The sequence below is a fragment of the Trichococcus palustris genome (assembly GCF_900114465.1).
Lineage (GTDB): Bacteria > Bacillota > Bacilli > Lactobacillales > Aerococcaceae > Trichococcus > Trichococcus palustris.
In genome coordinates, this window is sequence record NZ_FOTD01000028.1 from 1 (window position 1) to 18,758 (window position 18,758).

At 47.0% G+C, this 18,758-nt stretch carries 15 protein-coding genes; 3 read left to right on the top strand and 12 right to left on the bottom strand.

Features of this window, described 5'->3' with window-relative positions; translation table 11 throughout:
- From BM101_RS12675 to BM101_RS12695, 4 genes are all read right to left on the bottom strand, one after another.
- Window positions 1–409: family 1 glycosylhydrolase (locus tag BM101_RS12675; RefSeq protein WP_143084473.1), on the bottom strand; the 409-nt coding region annotated here is incomplete at its 3' end.
- A 94-nt stretch (window positions 410–503) separates the two neighbouring features.
- The gene (locus tag BM101_RS12680; protein ID WP_087032661.1) at window positions 504–2,456 is read right to left on the bottom strand and encodes a beta-glucoside-specific PTS transporter subunit IIABC; all 1,953 of its coding nucleotides are present in this window, start codon (window positions 2,454–2,456) and stop codon (window positions 504–506) included.
- Between the two features lie 132 nt (window positions 2,457–2,588).
- A complete protein-coding gene (gene licT, locus BM101_RS12685; protein WP_087032659.1) occupies window positions 2,589–3,428 on the bottom strand; it encodes a BglG family transcription antiterminator LicT in 840 nt (279 codons plus the stop codon).
- Between the two features lie 406 nt (window positions 3,429–3,834).
- A complete protein-coding gene (locus tag BM101_RS12695; protein WP_087032655.1) occupies window positions 3,835–4,488 on the bottom strand; it encodes a YczE/YyaS/YitT family protein in 654 nt (217 codons plus the stop codon).
- 234 nt (window positions 4,489–4,722) lie between these two features.
- Between BM101_RS12695 and BM101_RS12700 the strand changes: the two genes are divergently transcribed.
- Window positions 4,723–6,063: a DUF1576 domain-containing protein gene (locus BM101_RS12700; RefSeq protein ID WP_087032653.1), complete on the top strand. Its 1,341-nt coding sequence runs from the start codon at window positions 4,723–4,725 to the stop codon at window positions 6,061–6,063.
- 47 nt (window positions 6,064–6,110) lie between these two features.
- On the opposite strand, the gene BM101_RS12705 is transcribed toward BM101_RS12700, so the two are convergent.
- Window positions 6,111–6,851, bottom strand: a complete 741-nt coding sequence (locus tag BM101_RS12705; RefSeq protein ID WP_177194518.1) for a sulfite exporter TauE/SafE family protein — start codon at window positions 6,849–6,851, stop codon at window positions 6,111–6,113.
- Between the two features lie 673 nt (window positions 6,852–7,524).
- Between BM101_RS12705 and BM101_RS12710 the strand changes: the two genes are divergently transcribed.
- Together BM101_RS12710 and BM101_RS12715 are read left to right on the top strand one after the other, a co-directional pair.
- On the top strand, window positions 7,525–8,682 hold the full coding sequence (locus BM101_RS12710) for an ROK family protein (protein ID WP_177194519.1): 1,158 nt from the start codon (window positions 7,525–7,527) through the stop codon (window positions 8,680–8,682).
- Between the two features lie 253 nt (window positions 8,683–8,935).
- Window positions 8,936–10,174 (top strand): MFS transporter, encoded by a 1,239-nt coding sequence (locus tag BM101_RS12715; protein WP_087032647.1) that lies wholly within the window; start codon window positions 8,936–8,938, stop codon window positions 10,172–10,174.
- Window positions 10,175–10,342: 168 nt separating this feature from the next.
- Here BM101_RS12715 and BM101_RS12720 read toward each other — a convergent pair whose 3' ends face one another.
- The 7 genes from BM101_RS12720 to BM101_RS12750 form a co-directional block, all read right to left on the bottom strand.
- On the bottom strand, window positions 10,343–11,938 hold the full coding sequence (locus tag BM101_RS12720) for an IS1182 family transposase (RefSeq protein WP_087032644.1): 1,596 nt from the start codon (window positions 11,936–11,938) through the stop codon (window positions 10,343–10,345).
- A 101-nt stretch (window positions 11,939–12,039) separates the two neighbouring features.
- Window positions 12,040–13,227, bottom strand: a complete 1,188-nt coding sequence (locus BM101_RS12725) for a YcjF family protein (protein ID WP_087032643.1) — start codon at window positions 13,225–13,227, stop codon at window positions 12,040–12,042.
- A 42-nt stretch (window positions 13,228–13,269) separates the two neighbouring features.
- Window positions 13,270–14,640, bottom strand: coding sequence for a guanine deaminase (guaD, locus tag BM101_RS12730; protein ID WP_087032641.1), 1,371 nt, complete (start codon window positions 14,638–14,640; stop codon window positions 13,270–13,272).
- Between the two features lie 240 nt (window positions 14,641–14,880).
- The gene (locus tag BM101_RS12735) at window positions 14,881–15,579 is read right to left on the bottom strand and encodes a zinc metallopeptidase (protein ID WP_087032639.1); all 699 of its coding nucleotides are present in this window, start codon (window positions 15,577–15,579) and stop codon (window positions 14,881–14,883) included.
- Window positions 15,580–15,887: 308 nt separating this feature from the next.
- Entirely contained in the window at window positions 15,888–17,078 is a 1,191-nt protein-coding gene (locus tag BM101_RS12740) for a MalY/PatB family protein (protein WP_087032637.1), read from the bottom strand.
- A gap of 157 nt (window positions 17,079–17,235) precedes the next feature.
- Window positions 17,236–17,757, bottom strand: a complete 522-nt coding sequence (locus tag BM101_RS12745) for an NAD(+) diphosphatase (RefSeq protein WP_087032635.1) — start codon at window positions 17,755–17,757, stop codon at window positions 17,236–17,238.
- A gap of 200 nt (window positions 17,758–17,957) precedes the next feature.
- Window positions 17,958–18,338, bottom strand: a complete 381-nt coding sequence (locus tag BM101_RS12750; protein WP_087032633.1) for an MIP/aquaporin family protein — start codon at window positions 18,336–18,338, stop codon at window positions 17,958–17,960.
- Between the last annotated feature and the right edge of the window lie 420 nt (window positions 18,339–18,758).

Consider the following 18,758-nt stretch of genomic DNA (forward strand, 5'->3'; position numbering starts at 1 on the left):
CTTTTGAAAGATGCAGCGGTGTTTCGTAATGGGACAAGGTGATGAGCGGTTCAATGCCGTATTTCAGCAGTTCATCGAACAGGTCGTCATAGAATTGCAGGCCGGCTTCGTTCGGCTCCGTTTCATCCCCATTCGGAAAAATGCGCGTCCAGGCAATGGAGGTACGATAGGTTTTGAAGCCCATTTCGGCAAACAGCTTCACGTCCTCTTTGTAACGGTGATAGAAGTCGATCCCTACCAATTTCATGTTGTCAGGTGTCGGTCCGTCAGTGATCAGCCCGCCAAAACCGCCTTTTGGTGTTACATCCTGAACAGACAAGCCTTTGCCGTCAGCATCAAATGCTCCTTCATATTGATTAGCCGCAGTTGCGCCACCCCATAAAAATCCTTCTGGAAATACTGTACTCATTCTATCTCTCCTATTCTTCATTCCTATTATATGGTGATAAAAGGACCGGCCAGGTTTGATGCCCGACGGCCAGTCCCATTTTCGCTATTTCAAATTATGCTATTACCGTCAAAAGGTAATCCCCTTCGGACAGTTTCGCTTCTTTAGTGGTGATCACATCCATATATTCGTTCGAGTTGGTCACGATGATCGGTGTGATGATGTCGTAGCCTGCTTGTTGGATATAGGCGATGTCGAATTCCAGCAATAATTGGCCGGCAGTGACTTTGTCGCCTTGTTGGACATGGCTCGTGAAACCTTTGCCTTCCAGCTGAACAGTGTCCATACCGATGTGGATCAGTATTTCCGTTCCGTTCTCTGTCGTCAAACCGATGGCATGGTGCGTCGGGAACAAGAAGGTTACAGTCGCGTTTGCAGGAGCATAGACTTCACCGATAGTCGGACGGATAGCGATTCCTTTTCCGAGTGCACCTGTTCTAAAGGCTTCATCCGGCACCTCAGATAGTGGGACCATTTCACCGATAAGTGGGCTAGCAACCAAGTCTTTTTCAGCAGAAGCTGAGAAATCTTTTTTCAATGCATTGACGACCAATGTATCCATATTTCTTGCAGCAACCGTTTCTACAGCAGCTGTTTCTGATTCAGGGTAAAGGACAGGAATTTTTGAAAGGTAAACCAATACGAAACCAAGTACAAGGCCGACTACGCTGACGATGACAGATGCCCATAGGTTCATTGTAACCGCACCGCTTGGATCCAAATAGCCAGGAATGGCGAAGATCCCTAAGCCACCCATGCGGAAACCAGTAAGACGGAAGGCCCCAGCAACCATACCGGAAATGGCACCAGCTACACAGCTCAATTGGAACGGACGTTTCATCGGTAAAGTAATCCCGTAAATGGCAGGTTCGGTTACTCCGAACAAGCCGGAAATCATGGCTGGAATACTCAATTGTTTCACTTTCGCTTCTTTTGTTTTCAGGAAGATGGCGATGATGGCACCGGTCTGGGCAAAGGAAACACCTAAAACAGTAGCCAAGAGTTGATCATAGCCTTGTGTAGCCAAATTGTTGATGGCGATCGGAACCAAGCCCCAGTGAAGACCGAACATAACGAATACTTGCCATCCGCCGCCCAGAATAGCTCCGGCAACGATTGGACTCAAGTTGTAGACCATGGAAACGCCTGTTCCGACAAGTGTCGCTACCCAAGTGGATACCGGTCCGACAAACAGGATAGTCAATGGAACGACGATCAACAAGGTGAAGAAAGGGACCAAGAATAATTTCACGACATCCGGAACGACTTTCTTCAACCAATTTTCGACTTTTGAGCCCATGAAGATAGCCAACACAATCGGCACAACCGATGAAGCATAGCTCATCATGATGACCGGCAAGCCCAAGAAGGTCATAAAGATCGGCGATTCGAAAATGGAGCCCGCGAATAAGGTGTACAGCGGTTCAATGCCTGCAGGATTGACCATGCCCGGATAAACCATTGCGGCTGCGACTGCCATTGCCGTGAAGCTATTCATTTTGAAGTGTTTGCTGGCGGTGAAAGCAAGGAAAATCGGCAGGAAGTTAAAGAATCCGTCCCCCGCAGCTTGAATCAATACATATGCCCCATCGGTTGCGGGAATACCAAAGGCCAATAACAAAGCAGCCAAGCCTTTCAACATCCCTGTTGCCGCCAACGGTCCCAGGATCGGTTGGAAGATTTTCGAAATCATATCGATGAACTGATTGAAAATACTGCCCTTTGGACCCTCATCTTCAGCGGCGACCTCACCGCTGCCATTCAATCCGCCGACTGCATTTACGGCTGCGTACACATCCGGCACATGGTTGCCGATGACGACTTGGTATTGGCCGCCGCTTTTGATGACCGTTACGATCCCTTCGCGTTTCTTCAAATAATCCGTGTCCGCCTTGCTTTCGTCCACTAATTTGAAACGCAGACGCGTAATGCAATGAGCCAAACTGCGGACATTTTCTTTGCCGCCGACGTGAGCCAAAATATCATTTGCTAATTCTTCATATTTCATATTTTATCCCTCTTTTTCCTGTATTTTTTTATAAAAAAAACCTAAATAGATAGCATGGAAATTCCTTCCCGGCCGTCTACTTAGGTTTTGCCTGCTTTACCAGTAACAATCCTTTTGAGATCTGTTTCTTATTCAATTTTGCTGCACGATGCGCTGGATGTGGATGGTCAAATAGAGCTTCTCATCCATCCCCACCTGAAAACGATGGGCACCCGCAACGTAGGTATCGATTTTATCCGTACAGGCGAAGGCTTGCGGATAGCTCGCCTTCACCTGCTCCTGCAGGAACGTATCCTGCGAAGATGCGAACGTCTCGCCCGTGACGACCCGCTGCGCAAAATATTGCAGATGGGTGATGAAACGGTTGTAGGAGATGGAATCCTCATCGAATGTCACCCCGAAGTGCAACCGCACGATGTTCAGGATATCCTGCACAATCCGCGTCACCTTCATCGTCTCTTCGATCAGCTGGCCTTCCTTTTGGGCATTGACGAAATGCAGGGCGATGGATGCCGCTTCATCAGGCGCCAAGCTGACACCCGTGTATTGCTCGATCAGCCCGATGCTTATCATGCCCAGTTCATATTCCCGCCGATAGAATCGTTTCACTTCAAAAGTCAAAGGATTCGTGAGGGTTATGCCTTCCCGCGTCCGCTGAATGGCGTAATGGATATGGTCAGCCAACGTCAGATACAGATTCGCTTCGAACGGATGCTGCAATCTTATTTCGGCCTCTTGGATGATGTTAAGGATGGCATCGGATTCCTCAACCGGCAGATCCTGGTAGATGGCCTTCAATTGGTCGGTCGCGTCGTTTCCTTGTATGACGAAGGTCTTTTCGATCAATGCCTGATCGAACCTGTCCCCCGTCCGTTTCTGAAAGCCGATCCCCTTTCCCATCACAATGATTTCGGAATGATTCTCGGCTTTCGCCAAAACCACATTGTTATTAAAGACTTTCTCAATCCTCATCGATAATCTCATCCCACCTTCCATTAAAAAAAACCTAAACTAACACCAAATGACACTGACATCATCTCGTATTAATTTAGGTTTTGCCTGCGTGACCAGTAACAATCCTATGACAAAATGATAGCACTTGCAGAAAAATAATGCAACCCCTTTCTTTTGTTTTTTTGAAATTTTTATTTTCAGGCTGCCGTTTTCCTTTTTCGGATGCGCATGCTTTTCCCACCGCTCTGCCAAGCTCACCCTCACGCGCAAAAATAATAGTGAATGATACTGGAATCCCCGAATCGAACATTCCAGAATAATCTGGCTTAGAAATCTGAAAACAGCTAAAAGGGTTGCCTCAATAGAGACAGCCCCTTCTTTGTATAAAAAACTGATACAGTCCCTTAATCCTTTTGCTCACATGCTACAAACCGCCAGCATCCTGCGTTTGCTTCTTCTTGCATTTATCCAGCCCGCTCGAAATCAGTTTGATGAACGGCCCCACTAGCACCGCCGTTATGATGGTCCCTTCACGGACACCGCGTATATCCCCGAAAGCAAGCCACGAAATCACGATAGTCCCGGCCACCAACGCAAAGTCATAGATCACCTTGATGCGGTTGAACGGTTTACCCGTCCTGCTGGCCATCGCCTTTACGATGCCTTCGCTCGGGTTCACGACTTCATCTGCCTTCAATTGCATCAAAATGCCTGCCGCCAAAATGAGGCACCCCATGATCAGGATGACCAGTTTGGCCAGGTACGTTGCCGGTTGGACGCCTTGCAGCAACCACATGCCAAAGTCGATGAAAAAACCGAAAAACAAACACAGGATGAACTGCAAATATTGTTTTTTCGGGAAATCCTTCCCCAACAGGATGATTTCGGCAAACACATACAGCCAGTTAGTCAGCAACGTGAACGTCCCGAAGCTGAGTGGATAGATGAAGCTCAAAATGTAGGGGACGCTCGATATCGCGGAAGTCCCCAATTGCGAACGCGTGATAGCGCTGATGCCCAACCCCATCACAAACAGGCTGAACAGCAACAGGCTATAGCGTTTTAAGACATCGTTCATATGCATCCACTCCCTTTTCCCCTATTCAAACACACGGATTGCGGAATGGCAAGAAGGCACGGCATCTTCGGAATATAATAAAAATGCTCACTTCGCATAAAGTTGTCATTCCATTTTGTAGGTGCATGGAAACAAGGTATAATAGTAATTAATTGATGGACAATAATCATTCAATGCAGCATGTGCTATTGTCCTGCACAAACAAATAGCTTACTTCACGAAAGGAGAAAAATCATGCCTCATAGATACCCCACGCTCAGTGGCATAGCACAGTATTCCGATAAATTTAAGTATTCGCTTTTGATCAGTTTCGCCTTATTTTTGGGTGTCTCTGCCTTCTTTTTCAATAGTCCCCAGGAAATTTGGCAAGGCAACCTCACCATTTTGACTTCTCCCGCCAATCTGTTGACGGACTACATGGCATTGACGAATGTGGGAGCGGCATTGTTCAATGCATCCTTTATGACCCTGCAGGCCGTTTTGCTCGTAAGTCTGACCGGTGCCCGTGTATCCGGCCCCGTCATTGCTGCCGTATTGACCGTTGCGGGCTTTTCCTTATTCGGAAAGAACTTCTATAATTCGATGCCGATTGTTGCGGGAGCCTTCGCCTATGCAAAGGTCACAAAGGTGCCTTTGGAACGTTCCTTGCTCGGTGCCTTGTTCGGGACGGCGTTGGGTCCATTGGTCAGTGAGCTTTCCTTCAATGTCGGATTGGATCTGCCGGTCGGGATTTTATTTGGCATTGGCGCAGGCTTTATTTCTGGTTTTCTGATTCCTCCATTGGCCCATCACTTTGTCACCTTCACGAAGGGGTTCAGCCTCTATAATATCGGCTTCACTTGTGGCATCATCGGTACCTTCTTCATTTCGTTGATGCGCAATTTTGGGTTTGAGGTAGAGACCGCTAGCATCCTTGCCAGCGGCTACAATCTCCCCTTTTCCATCATGCTGTACGTCCTTTTCGGCGCCATGCTGCTTTTGGGGTTTTGGTGCAACCGCTGGACTTTCAAGGGATTGAAGCGCATCATGCGACACTCCGGTCAGCTGTCGACAGATTATATCGAGTTGGGCGGCCTCGGTGCGACGCTCACCAATATGGCGCTGTTGGGTATTGCGACAACCAGCTATATTCTGTTGCTCGGTGGTGAAATAAACGGTCCCATTATCGGCGGTATTTTTACGGTCGTCGGCTTCGGAGCTTTCGGAAAGAACCTAAGGAATGTTACGCCAATCATCATCGGGGTGACATTGATGGGCCATTTCAACTATCAGGATAACCACTCGACGGCCGTCATCATCGCTGCCCTGTTCGGGACAACGTTGGCCCCGATGGCAGGACGTTACGGTACGATTGTCGGGATCATTACGGGTGCATTGCATCTTACGCTGGTCATGAACATCGGCTACCTCCACGGCGGTGTGAACCTGTACAATAACGGTTTTTCGGGTGGTCTGGTCGCTTCCATGATGGTGCCGCTCCTGGAAGCTTTGCATGTGCATCAAGCCAACCAACGCGCCTTACGTAACCCGATCGACCCGGCCGATGAAATAGAGAACTACCAGCGCAGCAAATAAAACTAAAAAACTGTTTGAGAAGGGAATTTCCTTCTCAAACAGTTTTTTCACATAAACAATCGGAGGGCGGCGATAGCCGTCATCATCATGATGATGCGTTTGTACCATACTTCATTGATTTTCCTGACCAATTTGATGCCCAATACAGCGCCAAAAGCGATGAAGGGGATCATGATCAAGGTGTAGCGGAATGTTGCCCACGTGATTGTCCCCCACATAAAAATATGGAACGGCAACTTGATCAGGTTCATCAGGAAGAAAAACCATGCCGTCGTGCCGATCATTTTATTTTTGGTGAGTTCCTGCGTCAGCAAATAGACGTTGAAGATCGGCCCCGCCGCATTCCCCACCATGGATGAAAAGCCGCTGATCGCTCCCACTCCCCAGTGGAAAACGGGATGATCCGGAACCCGCAAGACTCTCTTTGTAACTTCCCGATAAATCAACAACGCGAGACACACCATGACGATGATCCCCATCAGCATCTTGAATTGTCTGTCATCCAGATAGTTACCGGCGATAGCACCCAATACAATCCCCACGACAGCCGCCGGCAAAAGCTTCAAGACATCGCTGAATTTCCCTTGTTTGCCGTATTGATAAATCGCAATCAAATCGCCGAACATCAGCATCGGCAGCATGATTCCGGCGGATGCTTTCCCGCCGAAAATGATCGCCACCAAGGCCACTGCCGGAATGGTTGCTCCTTGTATTCCCGTTTTGGAAAATCCGATGATGATTGCTGCAACAATCATCATCCCGATTTCCAGTCCTGTTAAACCCAACATCTTCTTATGACCTCCTCCACATTCATCATCCATTGTATCGATTTTTTTCTGATTAGACAATGACTCAGAATGTTCCTTCACCCTGATAATGATTACTGTCATGAAAGTATTGTCGTGATGAAGGGAAAGTATTTGCTGAGTGGTTTGCAGCATGCCAGTCTATTTTCTGGATTTTTGAACCGGAATTTAGTTTTTCAAATAACACACGCCTGATAATTCCTCGATTCGCAGAGCCCAATCTCGCATTCCGCCAAAAGAAGTGATAAAATATACATGTATAAGGTTTTCCATTTTTATCCAGACTCGCGAAATCGATTCTTACGGTGTGAGGCATCGCTCCCCTCCGAACCAATCGATCCCCCGAATTCACCGGTTCATTTTTATTTTTCTGCTCTCATTTCCCCCTTTAAAAGCTGTTCGAAAACAACCGAAACGATGTAAGCAAACTTCTCCTCATCATAAAAATCGCATCAATCCTCCTTTTTATACCTTGCATACTACCCGTCTGTCGCTTTTGGAAATTTCTCGCAGCGCAAAAAGGAAGCGCTGCCAAATCGAACAGTAACATGGATGGAATCATTCTATGCGTACAGCGTTACTGCATGGGCGATTTCAGGCTTCGCCATCTCCAAAAGGCTGCTTCTCAATCAAAAAACATAAAGGTTGTGAGTTTATGAAAGCTAACCGCAATACCATCAGAGAGCAGAATGAATTGATCGTCTTATCCGCCATCATTAATCACCCCTATACTTCCCGGGCGACAATATCCCATGATTCAAAATTAAATAAAGCCACCGTCTCAGAAATCGTCAAAAAATTAATAACAGAAAATCTGGTGATTGAATTAGGAACCGGGAATAGCTCTGCCGTTGGCGGCAGAAAGCCCGTTTTATTACGTATCAATGCGAACGCTGGCTATGCAATGAGTTTGGCCATTACACAAACAAAGATTGCTTCGCTCGTATGTGATCTACAGGGCACAATCATTGATCAGCACGTGATCACGCGTAAAATCGAGGCGGCAAACGTCTTGGATACTGTCGCAGAAAGTATGATGTATCATAAGAAAAAGCTGCGTCCTGCCATTTTTGGTTTGGTAGGGATCGTGCTGGCCATCGATGGGATTGTGCATGACGATGAGATTGTTTTCTCAACAAACAAAATGTTGGAACATCTGACAATCCAACACTTTGAGAGTCTGCAGTTTGACGCTCCTATCTATATGGAGAACAAAGACAATCTGTCCGCCATTGCCGAATCGACCTTTGCCGCTTCGCCTTGGAACATCGTCAGCGTCTCTTTGGGTGAAACGATCGGATCCGGCATTTTGATTGATGATCGCCTTTATCGGAGTCCCAATAGCTTTGCCGGCGACTTGGGACACACCATTCTTTATCCCTTCGGCAAGGAGAGTCCTTCGGGTATACGTGGTTGCCTGAATCAATACTGTTCCACGGAAGCACTGCTGGCCGATTTACGGGAACGGAAAGGCGACGCCTCCTTGAAGCTGGAAGATTTGATTGCTTTATACCACAAAAATGATTTGGATACGGTGGACATCATCCAAACCTTTACGGACCATATGAGCATCGCCATCAGCAATGTGATCGCTTTCCTCGATCCTGAAAAGATTTACCTTAACGGACAACTCTTCAGAGAAATTCCGGAGATGGTGCCAACCATCCGCGACCAATTAGATAATATGCACACCATCAATGTTCCCTTGGCCTTATCCTCTTTGGGGGAGAACGCAGCGCTATTGGGCGGAATTTCTCTTGCCCTGCAACGCTTTTTCCAGATCCCCGGCCTTCATTTGCATACAGAAGAATAACCGGTTCCTACTCCAATCAGGTAGCTAATAACAGAAGCAATGAAACGCCTTCAAATTCCCGCCACATCTGGCTGTTTATTTTTAGGCTTTTTATTGCTTTTCATCTATGACTCATTTATCATTTATAAGCGACTAACTTTGCATCCATTTACACGAAATCGGATATCATAATATGATATCCCATCTTACTTGTTTATTTTTTGTAGCCCGACGGCATAGATCAAACCATTTTGATTAAAAAAGGAGTTTTGGAATGACAAAAAGACATTATTTATCTTTTCTATCTGCGGCCTTCCTGATCATGGCCACGTACATTTCCGGAAATGCGGTCGGCTTTTTCATCAAGCCCATCACGGCTGAACTAGGATTTACCCGCAGCGCTTTTTCAATTTACCTTAGTCTTTCGACCTTGACAGGTGTTTTTGTCCTGCCATTCATCGGACAATTCTTGCCGAAATTCGGCGCAAAAAAACTGTTGATAGTAGGTGGGACCTGGGTTTCGCTTGGTTTTGTATGGTTGGCCTTCGCTACCCAACTATGGCAGTTCTATGCGGGTGGCATCTTCCTCGGCCTGTTCATGATGCCGATCACCATGTTTTTGGCCATCCTGTTGATCAACAACTGGTTTGAGTCCAAAAAAGGCCTGATGATGGGTCTGCTGAATGCCTCAGGTGGTTTGGCCGGAGCGGTGGTCGCCATATACATGCCGATGTTCCTGGATAATTTTGGCTGGCGCAACGGTTACTTGCTGATTGCCGGCCTGTTCGCCCTACTGACGATTCCAAACGCCCTCTTCCTGTTGGTTGAGCATCCCGAAAGCATCGGCCTTAGGGCTTATGGAAATAACACAGTCGCATATGAAGACGGATTGGGATCCACTCCCGAACAGTCGATCAGCTATACTGAAGCAAAGAAAACAAAGCAGTTCTATATCCTGTTCGCAGGCATTTTCCTCTCTGCCTTCGGTGGCGGCCTGATGCAGCATCTTCCCGCCCTTTTCAGCGGCATAGGCTTTACTGCTGGGGAAGTCGGAACCTTGTTTTCACTTGTCATGGCAGGCATGATCATCGCCAATATCTTGGTCGGCGCAGTCAACGATAAGATCGACTCGACCATCACTATCTTGGTCGTTTCAGCTTGTATGATCGTTTCCCTTTTCCTTTTGGCGACGACAAGCTCTTTCCTGTCTTTGGCCATCTTAATGTTCGTTCTGGCCTTCGGCATCGGCGGGCCTAGCGTCTTGACGCCGTTGGTTGTCAACGAAGTATTCGGTCCAAGAGACTATTTCCGCATCTGGTCCATTTTAGGAATGGCCCCGTCTATCGGGATGTCCATCTCCGGTCCTTTATGGGGAGCGGTCTATGACGTAACCGGCTCTTATCAGCTCGGGATGTACGCCATGATTTCTTTGACCGTCATCTATGGCGCATGCTACATCTTCGCCTTGAAGAGTGGTCCCTTAAAAAAAAATCGTGAAGAATCCGGAATGTAATTTTATAGCTTAAGCACACAAAAGAGGCTGTCTCAAAAGTAGAATAGTATATTCTACTTTTGGACGGCCCTTTTTGCATATTCATCCAATAATGGTCGTATAAAACACAAAAATCCAAAAACGGATGTTTTTGGGCGCACGAAACTAAGGTATATTTATATGATTTTTTCAAGCAATTTTTACTTCGTGATACTCCGTTTTTAGGCGATTCGAGCTGCGCTTGTTGTGCAGTTTGTTGAAATTATAGCCTAAACACAAGATGGTCATTTCAACTTCTACATTGTTGAATCCTCGCATCAAAAAGCGTTGGACTCCATAGTTTCCTTTTAGAACACCAAATGCGCCTTCTACCTGAATGGATCGATTCACACGGAGTTTTATACCTTCCTTGGACGAAATATTTTGAACGGATACGGTTCGTAGCGCTTCAAAATTCTTTGAAAAACGAAGAGTTTTATTTGCTCCGAACTTACTTTTGTTACATTGTTCGTAAAGCGGGCAATTGCTGCAATCTTCGCATTCATACGTACTTAATTTCCGCTCATATCCACTCTTTAACTTTTGGGTGCTATCATATTTGAATACTAATTTGCGCCCGTTACTACAGGTGAATTCATCTTTTTCCTTATCATATTCCATATTTTCCTTGCGGCCAATTTGTTTTTTAAATTTTTTCGTCTTCACTATTTCGTGATTCTGAGGTTTTATGAACGAGCTATATTTCTCTTCTGTTAGATAGACATAATTCTCTTCACTTTCGTATCCAGAATCTGCCACGATTTTCTTGAATTTCTCTTTAAACGCTGTTTCTACCTTATTGAGGAAAGGCACGAGCGTGCCATAATCGGTAGTACTTGAATAAACACCTACTTGGACAACGTACTCTGCTTCCACCCCAATCTGAACATTATAAGCTGGTTTTAATTGACCATTATGCATATGATCATCTTTCATTCGCATAAATGTGGCATCTGTATCACTTTTAGAGAAACTATTACGATCGCCAAATTTATCAAAGCAGTATTCATAGTATGTTTTTCGTTCTATATATTCACTCAGAGTCTCATAATTTCTTTGAAGTGGTGTCTTCCGTTTGCCACTCCCATATACAAAAGTGAGGTTAGTTTCCTGTTTTTCCTTCTCAAGTTGTAAAAGACAGTCCTTCATAAAGGCAAGCGTAAGTGGTTGTGGAATATCCTTTTCAGTATAAAGAGTTCGGAGAAGCAGATTCGCTTTTTCCATAAGCTTTACATTATACTTTTCCACCGATTTTCGCCATACGAATGTATACCGGTTCGCATTTGCGTCTACTTTCGTTCCATCTACATAAAGGGTTTCGAAAGTAATTTCCTGTATCTTTTGTAGTAAAAGAGTGAATTGATTGAATAAAGAATCAATTGATTTAGGCAGGCGGTCTTTTTTGAAACGTGCAATCGTGTTGTGATCGGGGACGGGTTCCCCCTGAAGGAGGTACATAAAATTAATGTCGCGTCGGCAGGACTTTTCGATTGTTCGGCTCGAAAAAATATGATTCATCGCGCCGTATATGACAACTTTGAAAAGGTTTTTCGGTGAAACCGCTGGTTTTCTTCCCAAAGGGGAGTAGGCCAGGTGTAATTTCGAATAATCGAGCTCCTCTAATATTTGGCTCAGGAGTCTCACCGAATCATCCTCGGGAATAAGTACATCATAATAATGGGGTAAAACCAGTTGTGTAAAGCTCCCGCTTTTGCTATACTCTGGTTGTGTGAAACCGTTTTCCATAACTCTATTTTACACCAAAGGAGAGTTCTTCGTGAACTCTCCTTTTTGTATTCATCAACACAAAAGGGACTGCCTCATTTTGAGACAGCCCCTTTTGTGTGCTATTTCTTGAGCCATTTTTTGAATGGAATACTCTTGCTCCTGTCCAATAGCTGCTTGACGTCGGGATCACGCTTCCCTTTTTTCAGTCGCTCCAGCATTTTTTCGCGCATCAGGGTTTCAATCTTGCTCAAATCGGGGTATTTTCCGTCTTTTTCCCCTTTGGCGACAATCGTCAATACCTCGATGTAGCTCATCGCCAAAGCGGTCGTGAGGATCGAGGCCGTAACGCCGCTGATGAGTCCGCCGGCAATGGTCCCCGCACCGGGAATCAGCTTCAGCAGATTCGAAACGATATAGCGTCCCAAATACGTCGCACCGCTTGTCCCGCCGATCGCCCCGATGATGCTAGTGATCGTCGCCTTGTCCATCGAGATGCCGAAGATGGCGGTGATGTGCGCCAGCATGCCGATTTGCATCGGCACCAGAATGGTGGCATCGGAAAACGGGATCGGCGTAAAGCCGACGCCGAACGTTGTGGCGATATATTTTTTCGCCCAACTGCGGGCAGCTTTCGCCTTGCGGGCAATATCCACCTGTTGGGCATTGTTAAAAGCTGGCTTCGTCTCCTCCGGTATGAGCGCAAAGGTTGTCTCGATCAATTCTTTCAATCCGGACCGGGGGAGGACCAGCTCATCGGTGATGGGATAAGGTTCCGCCATGATGGTAATCACGCCGGCTACGTGCAGATTCTGATTCTCGATGTATTTTTTCAGCTCGTTGGCGGGTTGTCCGATCGACTGGGTCAACACGATAAGAACCGGCAACAGCTTCGCCAGTTCGTCGATGAAGTGCATTTCCGCTTCCTCTATCCGGGAAGAGCCGGCATTGATGCAATAATAGACGATGTGGATCGCTTCTTTGGACCCCTTTTTCTGGCTGTCCTGGATTACCTCCATTATTTCGGCCTTCACTTCCGCTTGGATGGCTTCGCTCAGCTCCAGCCCCCGTGTATCGTACAGCACGATCGGTACGCCTGCTTTCGCGATGCGGCGCAGATGCTGTGTGACCGGTCTGCCGATTCCCGTCTCGGCCAGGCGTTCCCGGAAAACATTGTTGATCAGTGTGCTTTTCCCGACGCCCGTTTTCCCGACCAACAAGATGTTGATGGGATGCATCTTTTCGACTTCTTCTTTTGTCTTATCCAGCATTTCCTGGACGACATTGTAGTCGATATTCCCTTTTGCCATAATCTGCCCCCTCGTATCATAAATTTACAGATGCTGTTCCTTTTACCGCGGACGGGCATGGACTTTTTCACCTTGGACCCATACTGCGCGGATATTTTCCGGCGTGCTCAAATAGAGGATTTTCTGCAATACTTCCTCCAGATTGACGTTTCTCCCGAAAAGCCTCAGCTTTGAGCCCGGTGTTTTTATGTCAATCACTTGAACATCCCAACAATACCCTTCTTCGATCCGTCCAATCGGCAGACTCAGGCTTTCCCCGCCCCCGGCAGTGGCAAAGTAGAAGGCTTCATTGATCGTGATCCTGGAATCCGGAACTCCGCGTTCCTCAGCGGGAAGCGTAGCATCCACACCCTCTTCCAACATTCGAGAAGAGATGACCGCCTGCTTCACATTATCCAACAGGCTGGGCGAAAAGCCGCCCGATATATCGGTCCCCAATCCGATATCCACCCCTTTCGCCTTGAAGCGTGCCAATGGGAGTATCCCATTGGAGAAGAACACATTCGAAATCGGGCAATGCGCGATGGCCGTTCCTGTTTCAGCAAACAGGGCCACATCCTCATCCGCCAAGAACGTGCAGTGGGCCATCACCGCTTTGTCGCGCAACAGCCCGAAGTCGTTCAGGGCGAACGCATCATGCTTATGTAGGCGTTCCTTTACGAAGGCGTGTTCCCAGTCGCTCTCGCTGCAATGGGATTGGATATAGGCGTCGTATTTTTCAGCCAACTTCCCCAGTCCAGCCAACGCTTCTTCCGTACAGCTGGGGATGAAGCGCGGCGTGATGACGGGATAGACGCCTTGCTTGGTGATTTTGTTCAGTTCCTGGACGGACAGGATAAAGGCTTCCGTATCGTCCAATGCCTTTTGCGTATCCTTGTCCCGATAGTAGGCGGGACATTCTTCGGTATGATCCATGACCACCTTGCCGACTAAGCCGCGTTGCCCTTTTTCGGCGCAAATTTGCGCAAGCAGGTAGCTCGCTTCCTTGTGCACCGTGGCAAAATACAGCGCGGTTGTAGTTCCGTTGGCCAATAGGGTTGCCACCAAATCTTCGTAGATTTCGCGGGCAAATGATAGATCGGAAAACTTCGCTTCCAAAGGGAAGGTATAGGCATCCAGCCAATCCTCCAGCGGGATAGCCATGGCCAGCCCTGCCTGGGCCCATTGCGGCGCATGGATGTGCAGGTCGATAAATCCCGGCAGAAAATACTGCCCTTCCTCCAGAACGAAGAAATTGGATTCCCCCGTATAGGCATCCAAAATTTCTTGATATACCTTTTCTTGCGGGGAGACGGAACGCTGGATTTTCCCCTCTGCATCCAGGCAAAACAGATAATCCTTGAAAATGTTCACTTCTTTTGGAGACTTGCTTGAGAAAGCCGTTCCCCTGAAAACTTTGTCGAATGAATCCATTTCCTTTCCTCCCATCGTTCAGACAGCAATTCCCTGCAGCGGACCGTTTTTTGACTGTGCGTTCATTTGCCGTCATGCCGGTTGCTCTACAAGTCTATTTTACCTGTCACACCGTCAAATGAAAAGCCGGAGACAGCGTGATGAGTCCGTGGTTCGCCGCTTATTCATCACTGGCGTTTGGCTTGAAATACAAAGAAAAACCCCGCCCCCTTTTTTGGGAACGAGGTTTTATATTTTTGATCAATCGTCGCTGTTTATGCCGCCGAACATCAAGACCAGACGCAACACCTGCAGGAAACTCATCAAAGCAGCTGCCACATAGGTCATCGCCGCTGCGCCCAACACTTTGCGGGCTTGCGGAACTTCATCCGAAGCCAAGATTCCGCCGTCCGCCAAGATCTTCAAGGCGCGGCTGGAAGCATTGAACTCCACCGGCAGGGTGACGATCTGGAACAGGAAGCTGATGGAGAAGAACAAAATCCCCAAATCGATCAGCGTTCCGTTCATTCCGGCAAACATCCCGATCATGATCATCGGCCAAGAAACCATCTGTCCGAAGTTGGCCGCAGGCACCAGTGCGGCACGCATGCGTAAAGGGATATAATCCTTTTGATCCTGGATTGCATGCCCCACTTCATGGGCTGCTACCCCGATGGCGGCAACGGATGTTGAATTTGCGGTCGTATCCGATAAACGCAATACTTTCGCATGGGGGTCGTAATGGTCCGTCAAATCTCCGCGTACGCGTTCAATGCGGACATCATGGATGCCGGCGCCTTCCAAAATGTAACGCGCCGCATCGGTGGCGGTGAAGCCTTTTTTACTTTCTACTTCGCTGTATTTATTGAATGTACGTTTGACGAATCCCGAGGCAATCATGGAGATGACGATTCCGATTATTATTAAGATGTAGGTTCTATCGAAGAACGGATATATCATTTTTCATCAACCTTTCCTTTGTTATCCTACATTATAGCATCTGTTTATGTAGAATATATGAATGATGCTTCATTCTCGCGAATATTTAGAAATTCTTTAGATTTTTGTTACAAAAAATGGTCCAAGAGGCTGGGACATAGGTCCTGGCCTCTTGGATAGTTTCCTAGTAATAAATCGTAAACGTGTTCCAAAAAGCAGACCTGAAGTCACTTCACAAATAATGCTCAGATGGTCTGCGACCATCCTCCGCTTATTCGCTCCAGTAATTCGGGTCTAAACGCTTTTTGTCGCACTCTTTTGTTCCATCATTATTTCCTGTATTTTTTCATGGCTTCGACCAAGCGTTCCATCGCCGCCATCAATACGTCGGTCGGGGCTCCCAGGCTCAAACGCTCATAGCCCGTGCCTTCTTCTCCGAAAATATAGCCCTCATCCATGAAGACCAGCGCCTCCTGATGCATGATTTCTTCCAGTTTCTCATGGGAAAGTCCGAATGCATTGAAGTCCATCCATTGCAGGTAGGTTCCTTCCAGATCGAAGACCGTCACTTCGGGCAATTCTTTTGCCAAATAGGCTTTCACTTGTTGGTGGTTCGTCCAGATCAATGCCAGGAATTCATCCAGCCAAGCACCGGCATTGTTGTAGGCAATCTCGGTCGCTTTCAGGCCGACAACATTCGTCCCGCCGCCGATGCCGGTCATGTCCATGTCCTCTTTGAATTGCGCATGCAAGTCCGGATTCGAAATGATGATGTTTGAATTGCGCAGGCCCGCGATGTTGAATGACTTGCTGGCTGCCGTCGCCGTGATACAGATATTTGCGGCCTTTTCCGACAGGGATGCCATCGGCGTATAGACGTGTCCCGGCATGACCAGATCATGGTGGATTTCGTCCGCCAAGATCAGCACATCATTTGCCGCACAGATTTCCACCACTTTTTCCAACTCTGCCTTTGTCCAAACACGTCCGACCGGATTGTGCGGGTTGCTGAAGATCATCAATTTTGTTTTCGGATCTTTCGCTTTTTCCGCCAAATCCTCAAAATTTATTTCATAATGGTTTCCATTGCGGACCAAGGAATTGTTGCTGATGGTGCGTTTGGTGTTGTTTATGGCGCGCATGAAGGGATAGTAGACGGGGCACATGATGATGACGCCGTCTCCCGGCTCCGTGTAGGCCCGGATAGCCGAGAAGAAGGCCGCGATGATGCCGGGTGTGCAGATGATCCACTCTTTCTTGATTGCCCAATTATGGCGATTCTTCATCCAATCGATGACCGCTTTGTGGTACGCTTCTGTCGGCAGGTCATAGCCCATAACGGCTGTTGCTACATATTCTTTCAGGCCTTCAACAAGTTCCGGCGCCATTTTTATATCCAAATCCGCTACGGAGAAGGGATAGATATCCGCTCCCGCATCCGGATTGTTGCGGTACATTTCTGCCCATTTTTCCGAACCCGTCTCTTTCCGATTTACGGGGGTCTTAAAATCATAAACCATGCAATCAGCCTCCTAAAATTTTGCTTACTTTTCATTGTATCACCGGATTTGAAAAATGCCAGTTATAACCAAAATTCAACAAAAAAGTTTTAGGCTTTGAATGTTCAAACCAGAAACTTTTTTGTCTATCACAATTTCAATTCCTGCACTATACTATTTACGAATCCTTCATAGTATGAAACAGTTCCAGTCTGTTGCTGCTTTCCAAATAGTTTTCCAGGAACTGCTGAGCCAAACTGCCTTTTTTGATGTTGGACTGCGCATCTTCGATGGAAAACCATTCCGCCCAATCTACTTCATCCGTTATGCCATCGAGGCACTCGCTCCCGATGATACAGGAAAAATTTAGCATCAGGGTGTTGTTTTTTTCAAAATATTCGCTTTTGTTGTAGCGTAATTCAACCGTTTGAAGTCCAAGCTCTTCAGCGATTTCTCGGACTGCTGCCTGCTCCCCGTTTTCACCTTTATTCACATATCCCGCACAGAGAATATAATCTGCCCCACCGTACTGCTTGATCAACAAGATTTTATTTTGTTCTTTATTCAAGATGATCATGCTCACGGCTGTGTTGAACACAGGAAATCGATACCCCTTACAACTATTACAATAAGGGATTGTCCCTTCATTTTCCAGATATTTCCCCTCTAGCGCTGTTCCGCATTCCATGCAATAATTCATCTTTCTTGTACTCCCTTTCCGATTATGATTCCGTGCGCTTCATCTAAAACCGCGAGCATTCCAATGGGCAATTCCAATTGTTCTTTGTATGGATATCCCCTCTTGCCATATAATGGAATATTATAGCATGCCGTCTTTCCTTTCGGATAAAAAAAGGACCCTTAACGGATCCTAAAACGTTTGTATTCAGTTCAACATTCTTACGGCAATACAATAAATATTCCTGCAGCAACGAGTCCACCCAAAATAGGAGCAAAGACAGGGATCCAAGCGTATCCCCAATCAGAATTCCCTTTATTAGGGATCGGCAAAATGGCATGCGCAATCCGCGGAGCCAGGTCCCGGGCAGGATTCAAGGCCGCTCCTGTCGTTCCGCCGAGGGATAGGACAATGATGATGATCAGCATGCCCACAATGGCCGGCTGCAACCCCGGAACAAATTCGACCTTCGAATGGCTGAGCACACAAAAAACCAGCACACCCGTACCCATCGCCTCGCCAAAAATATTTGATGCCGTATGACGGATGGCAGGTGCTGTGGAAAAGACGCCCATCATCTGCACGCCTATCCCATTATCCATCCGTTGACACTCCCTCTTCCTTAACTGTTAAAGAAAGAGGCTGGGGACAAAAGTCCTAGCCTCTTTCGCATTTCCTAACAATTAATCGTAAACGTGTTCCAAAAAGCAGACCTGAAGTCACTTCACGAATAATGCTCAGACGGTCTGCGACCATCCTCCGCTTATTCGCTCCAGTGATTCGGGTCTAAACGCTTTTTGTCTCACTCTCTTCTCTATTTAAATATTCCTAAACTGGCGGGAAATTTCCCGAATAATCTTCCTACATTCGAGGATCTCGCCATGTGCAGGCTTTTTAGTTGCTGGATCAGGGAGCGCGACGGGTTATTCCAAGAGACCGCGCCGTCTTAAGTATCCCTCAAAATAAGACAGCCCCTTCTAATAGAACACTCGTTTCTAAATTTTATCCCTTTTTTCAGTCAG

Bases quoted from the DNA above. Each gene is read 5' to 3' on its own strand.
- BM101_RS12680 (WP_087032661.1), bottom strand. From the start codon at position 2,456: ATGAAATATGAAGAATTAGCAAATGATATTTTGGCTCACGTCGGCGGC.
- licT (WP_087032659.1), bottom strand. From the start codon at position 3,428: ATGAGGATTGAGAAAGTCTTTAATAACAATGTGGTTTTGGCGAAAGCC.
- BM101_RS12695 (WP_087032655.1), bottom strand. From the start codon at position 4,488: ATGAACGATGTCTTAAAACGCTATAGCCTGTTGCTGTTCAGCCTGTTT.
- BM101_RS12700 (WP_087032653.1), top strand. From the start codon at position 4,723: ATGCCTCATAGATACCCCACGCTCAGTGGCATAGCACAGTATTCCGAT.
- BM101_RS12705 (WP_177194518.1), bottom strand. From the start codon at position 6,851: ATGTTGGGTTTAACAGGACTGGAAATCGGGATGATGATTGTTGCAGCA.
- BM101_RS12710 (WP_177194519.1), top strand. From the start codon at position 7,525: ATGAAAGCTAACCGCAATACCATCAGAGAGCAGAATGAATTGATCGTC.
- BM101_RS12715 (WP_087032647.1), top strand. From the start codon at position 8,936: ATGACAAAAAGACATTATTTATCTTTTCTATCTGCGGCCTTCCTGATC.
- BM101_RS12720 (WP_087032644.1), bottom strand. From the start codon at position 11,938: ATGGAAAACGGTTTCACACAACCAGAGTATAGCAAAAGCGGGAGCTTT.
- BM101_RS12725 (WP_087032643.1), bottom strand. From the start codon at position 13,227: ATGGCAAAAGGGAATATCGACTACAATGTCGTCCAGGAAATGCTGGAT.
- guaD (WP_087032641.1), bottom strand. From the start codon at position 14,640: ATGGATTCATTCGACAAAGTTTTCAGGGGAACGGCTTTCTCAAGCAAG.
- BM101_RS12735 (WP_087032639.1), bottom strand. From the start codon at position 15,579: ATGATATATCCGTTCTTCGATAGAACCTACATCTTAATAATAATCGGA.
- BM101_RS12740 (WP_087032637.1), bottom strand. From the start codon at position 17,078: ATGGTTTATGATTTTAAGACCCCCGTAAATCGGAAAGAGACGGGTTCG.
- BM101_RS12745 (WP_087032635.1), bottom strand. From the start codon at position 17,757: ATGAATTATTGCATGGAATGCGGAACAGCGCTAGAGGGGAAATATCTG.
- BM101_RS12750 (WP_087032633.1), bottom strand. From the start codon at position 18,338: ATGGATAATGGGATAGGCGTGCAGATGATGGGCGTCTTTTCCACAGCA.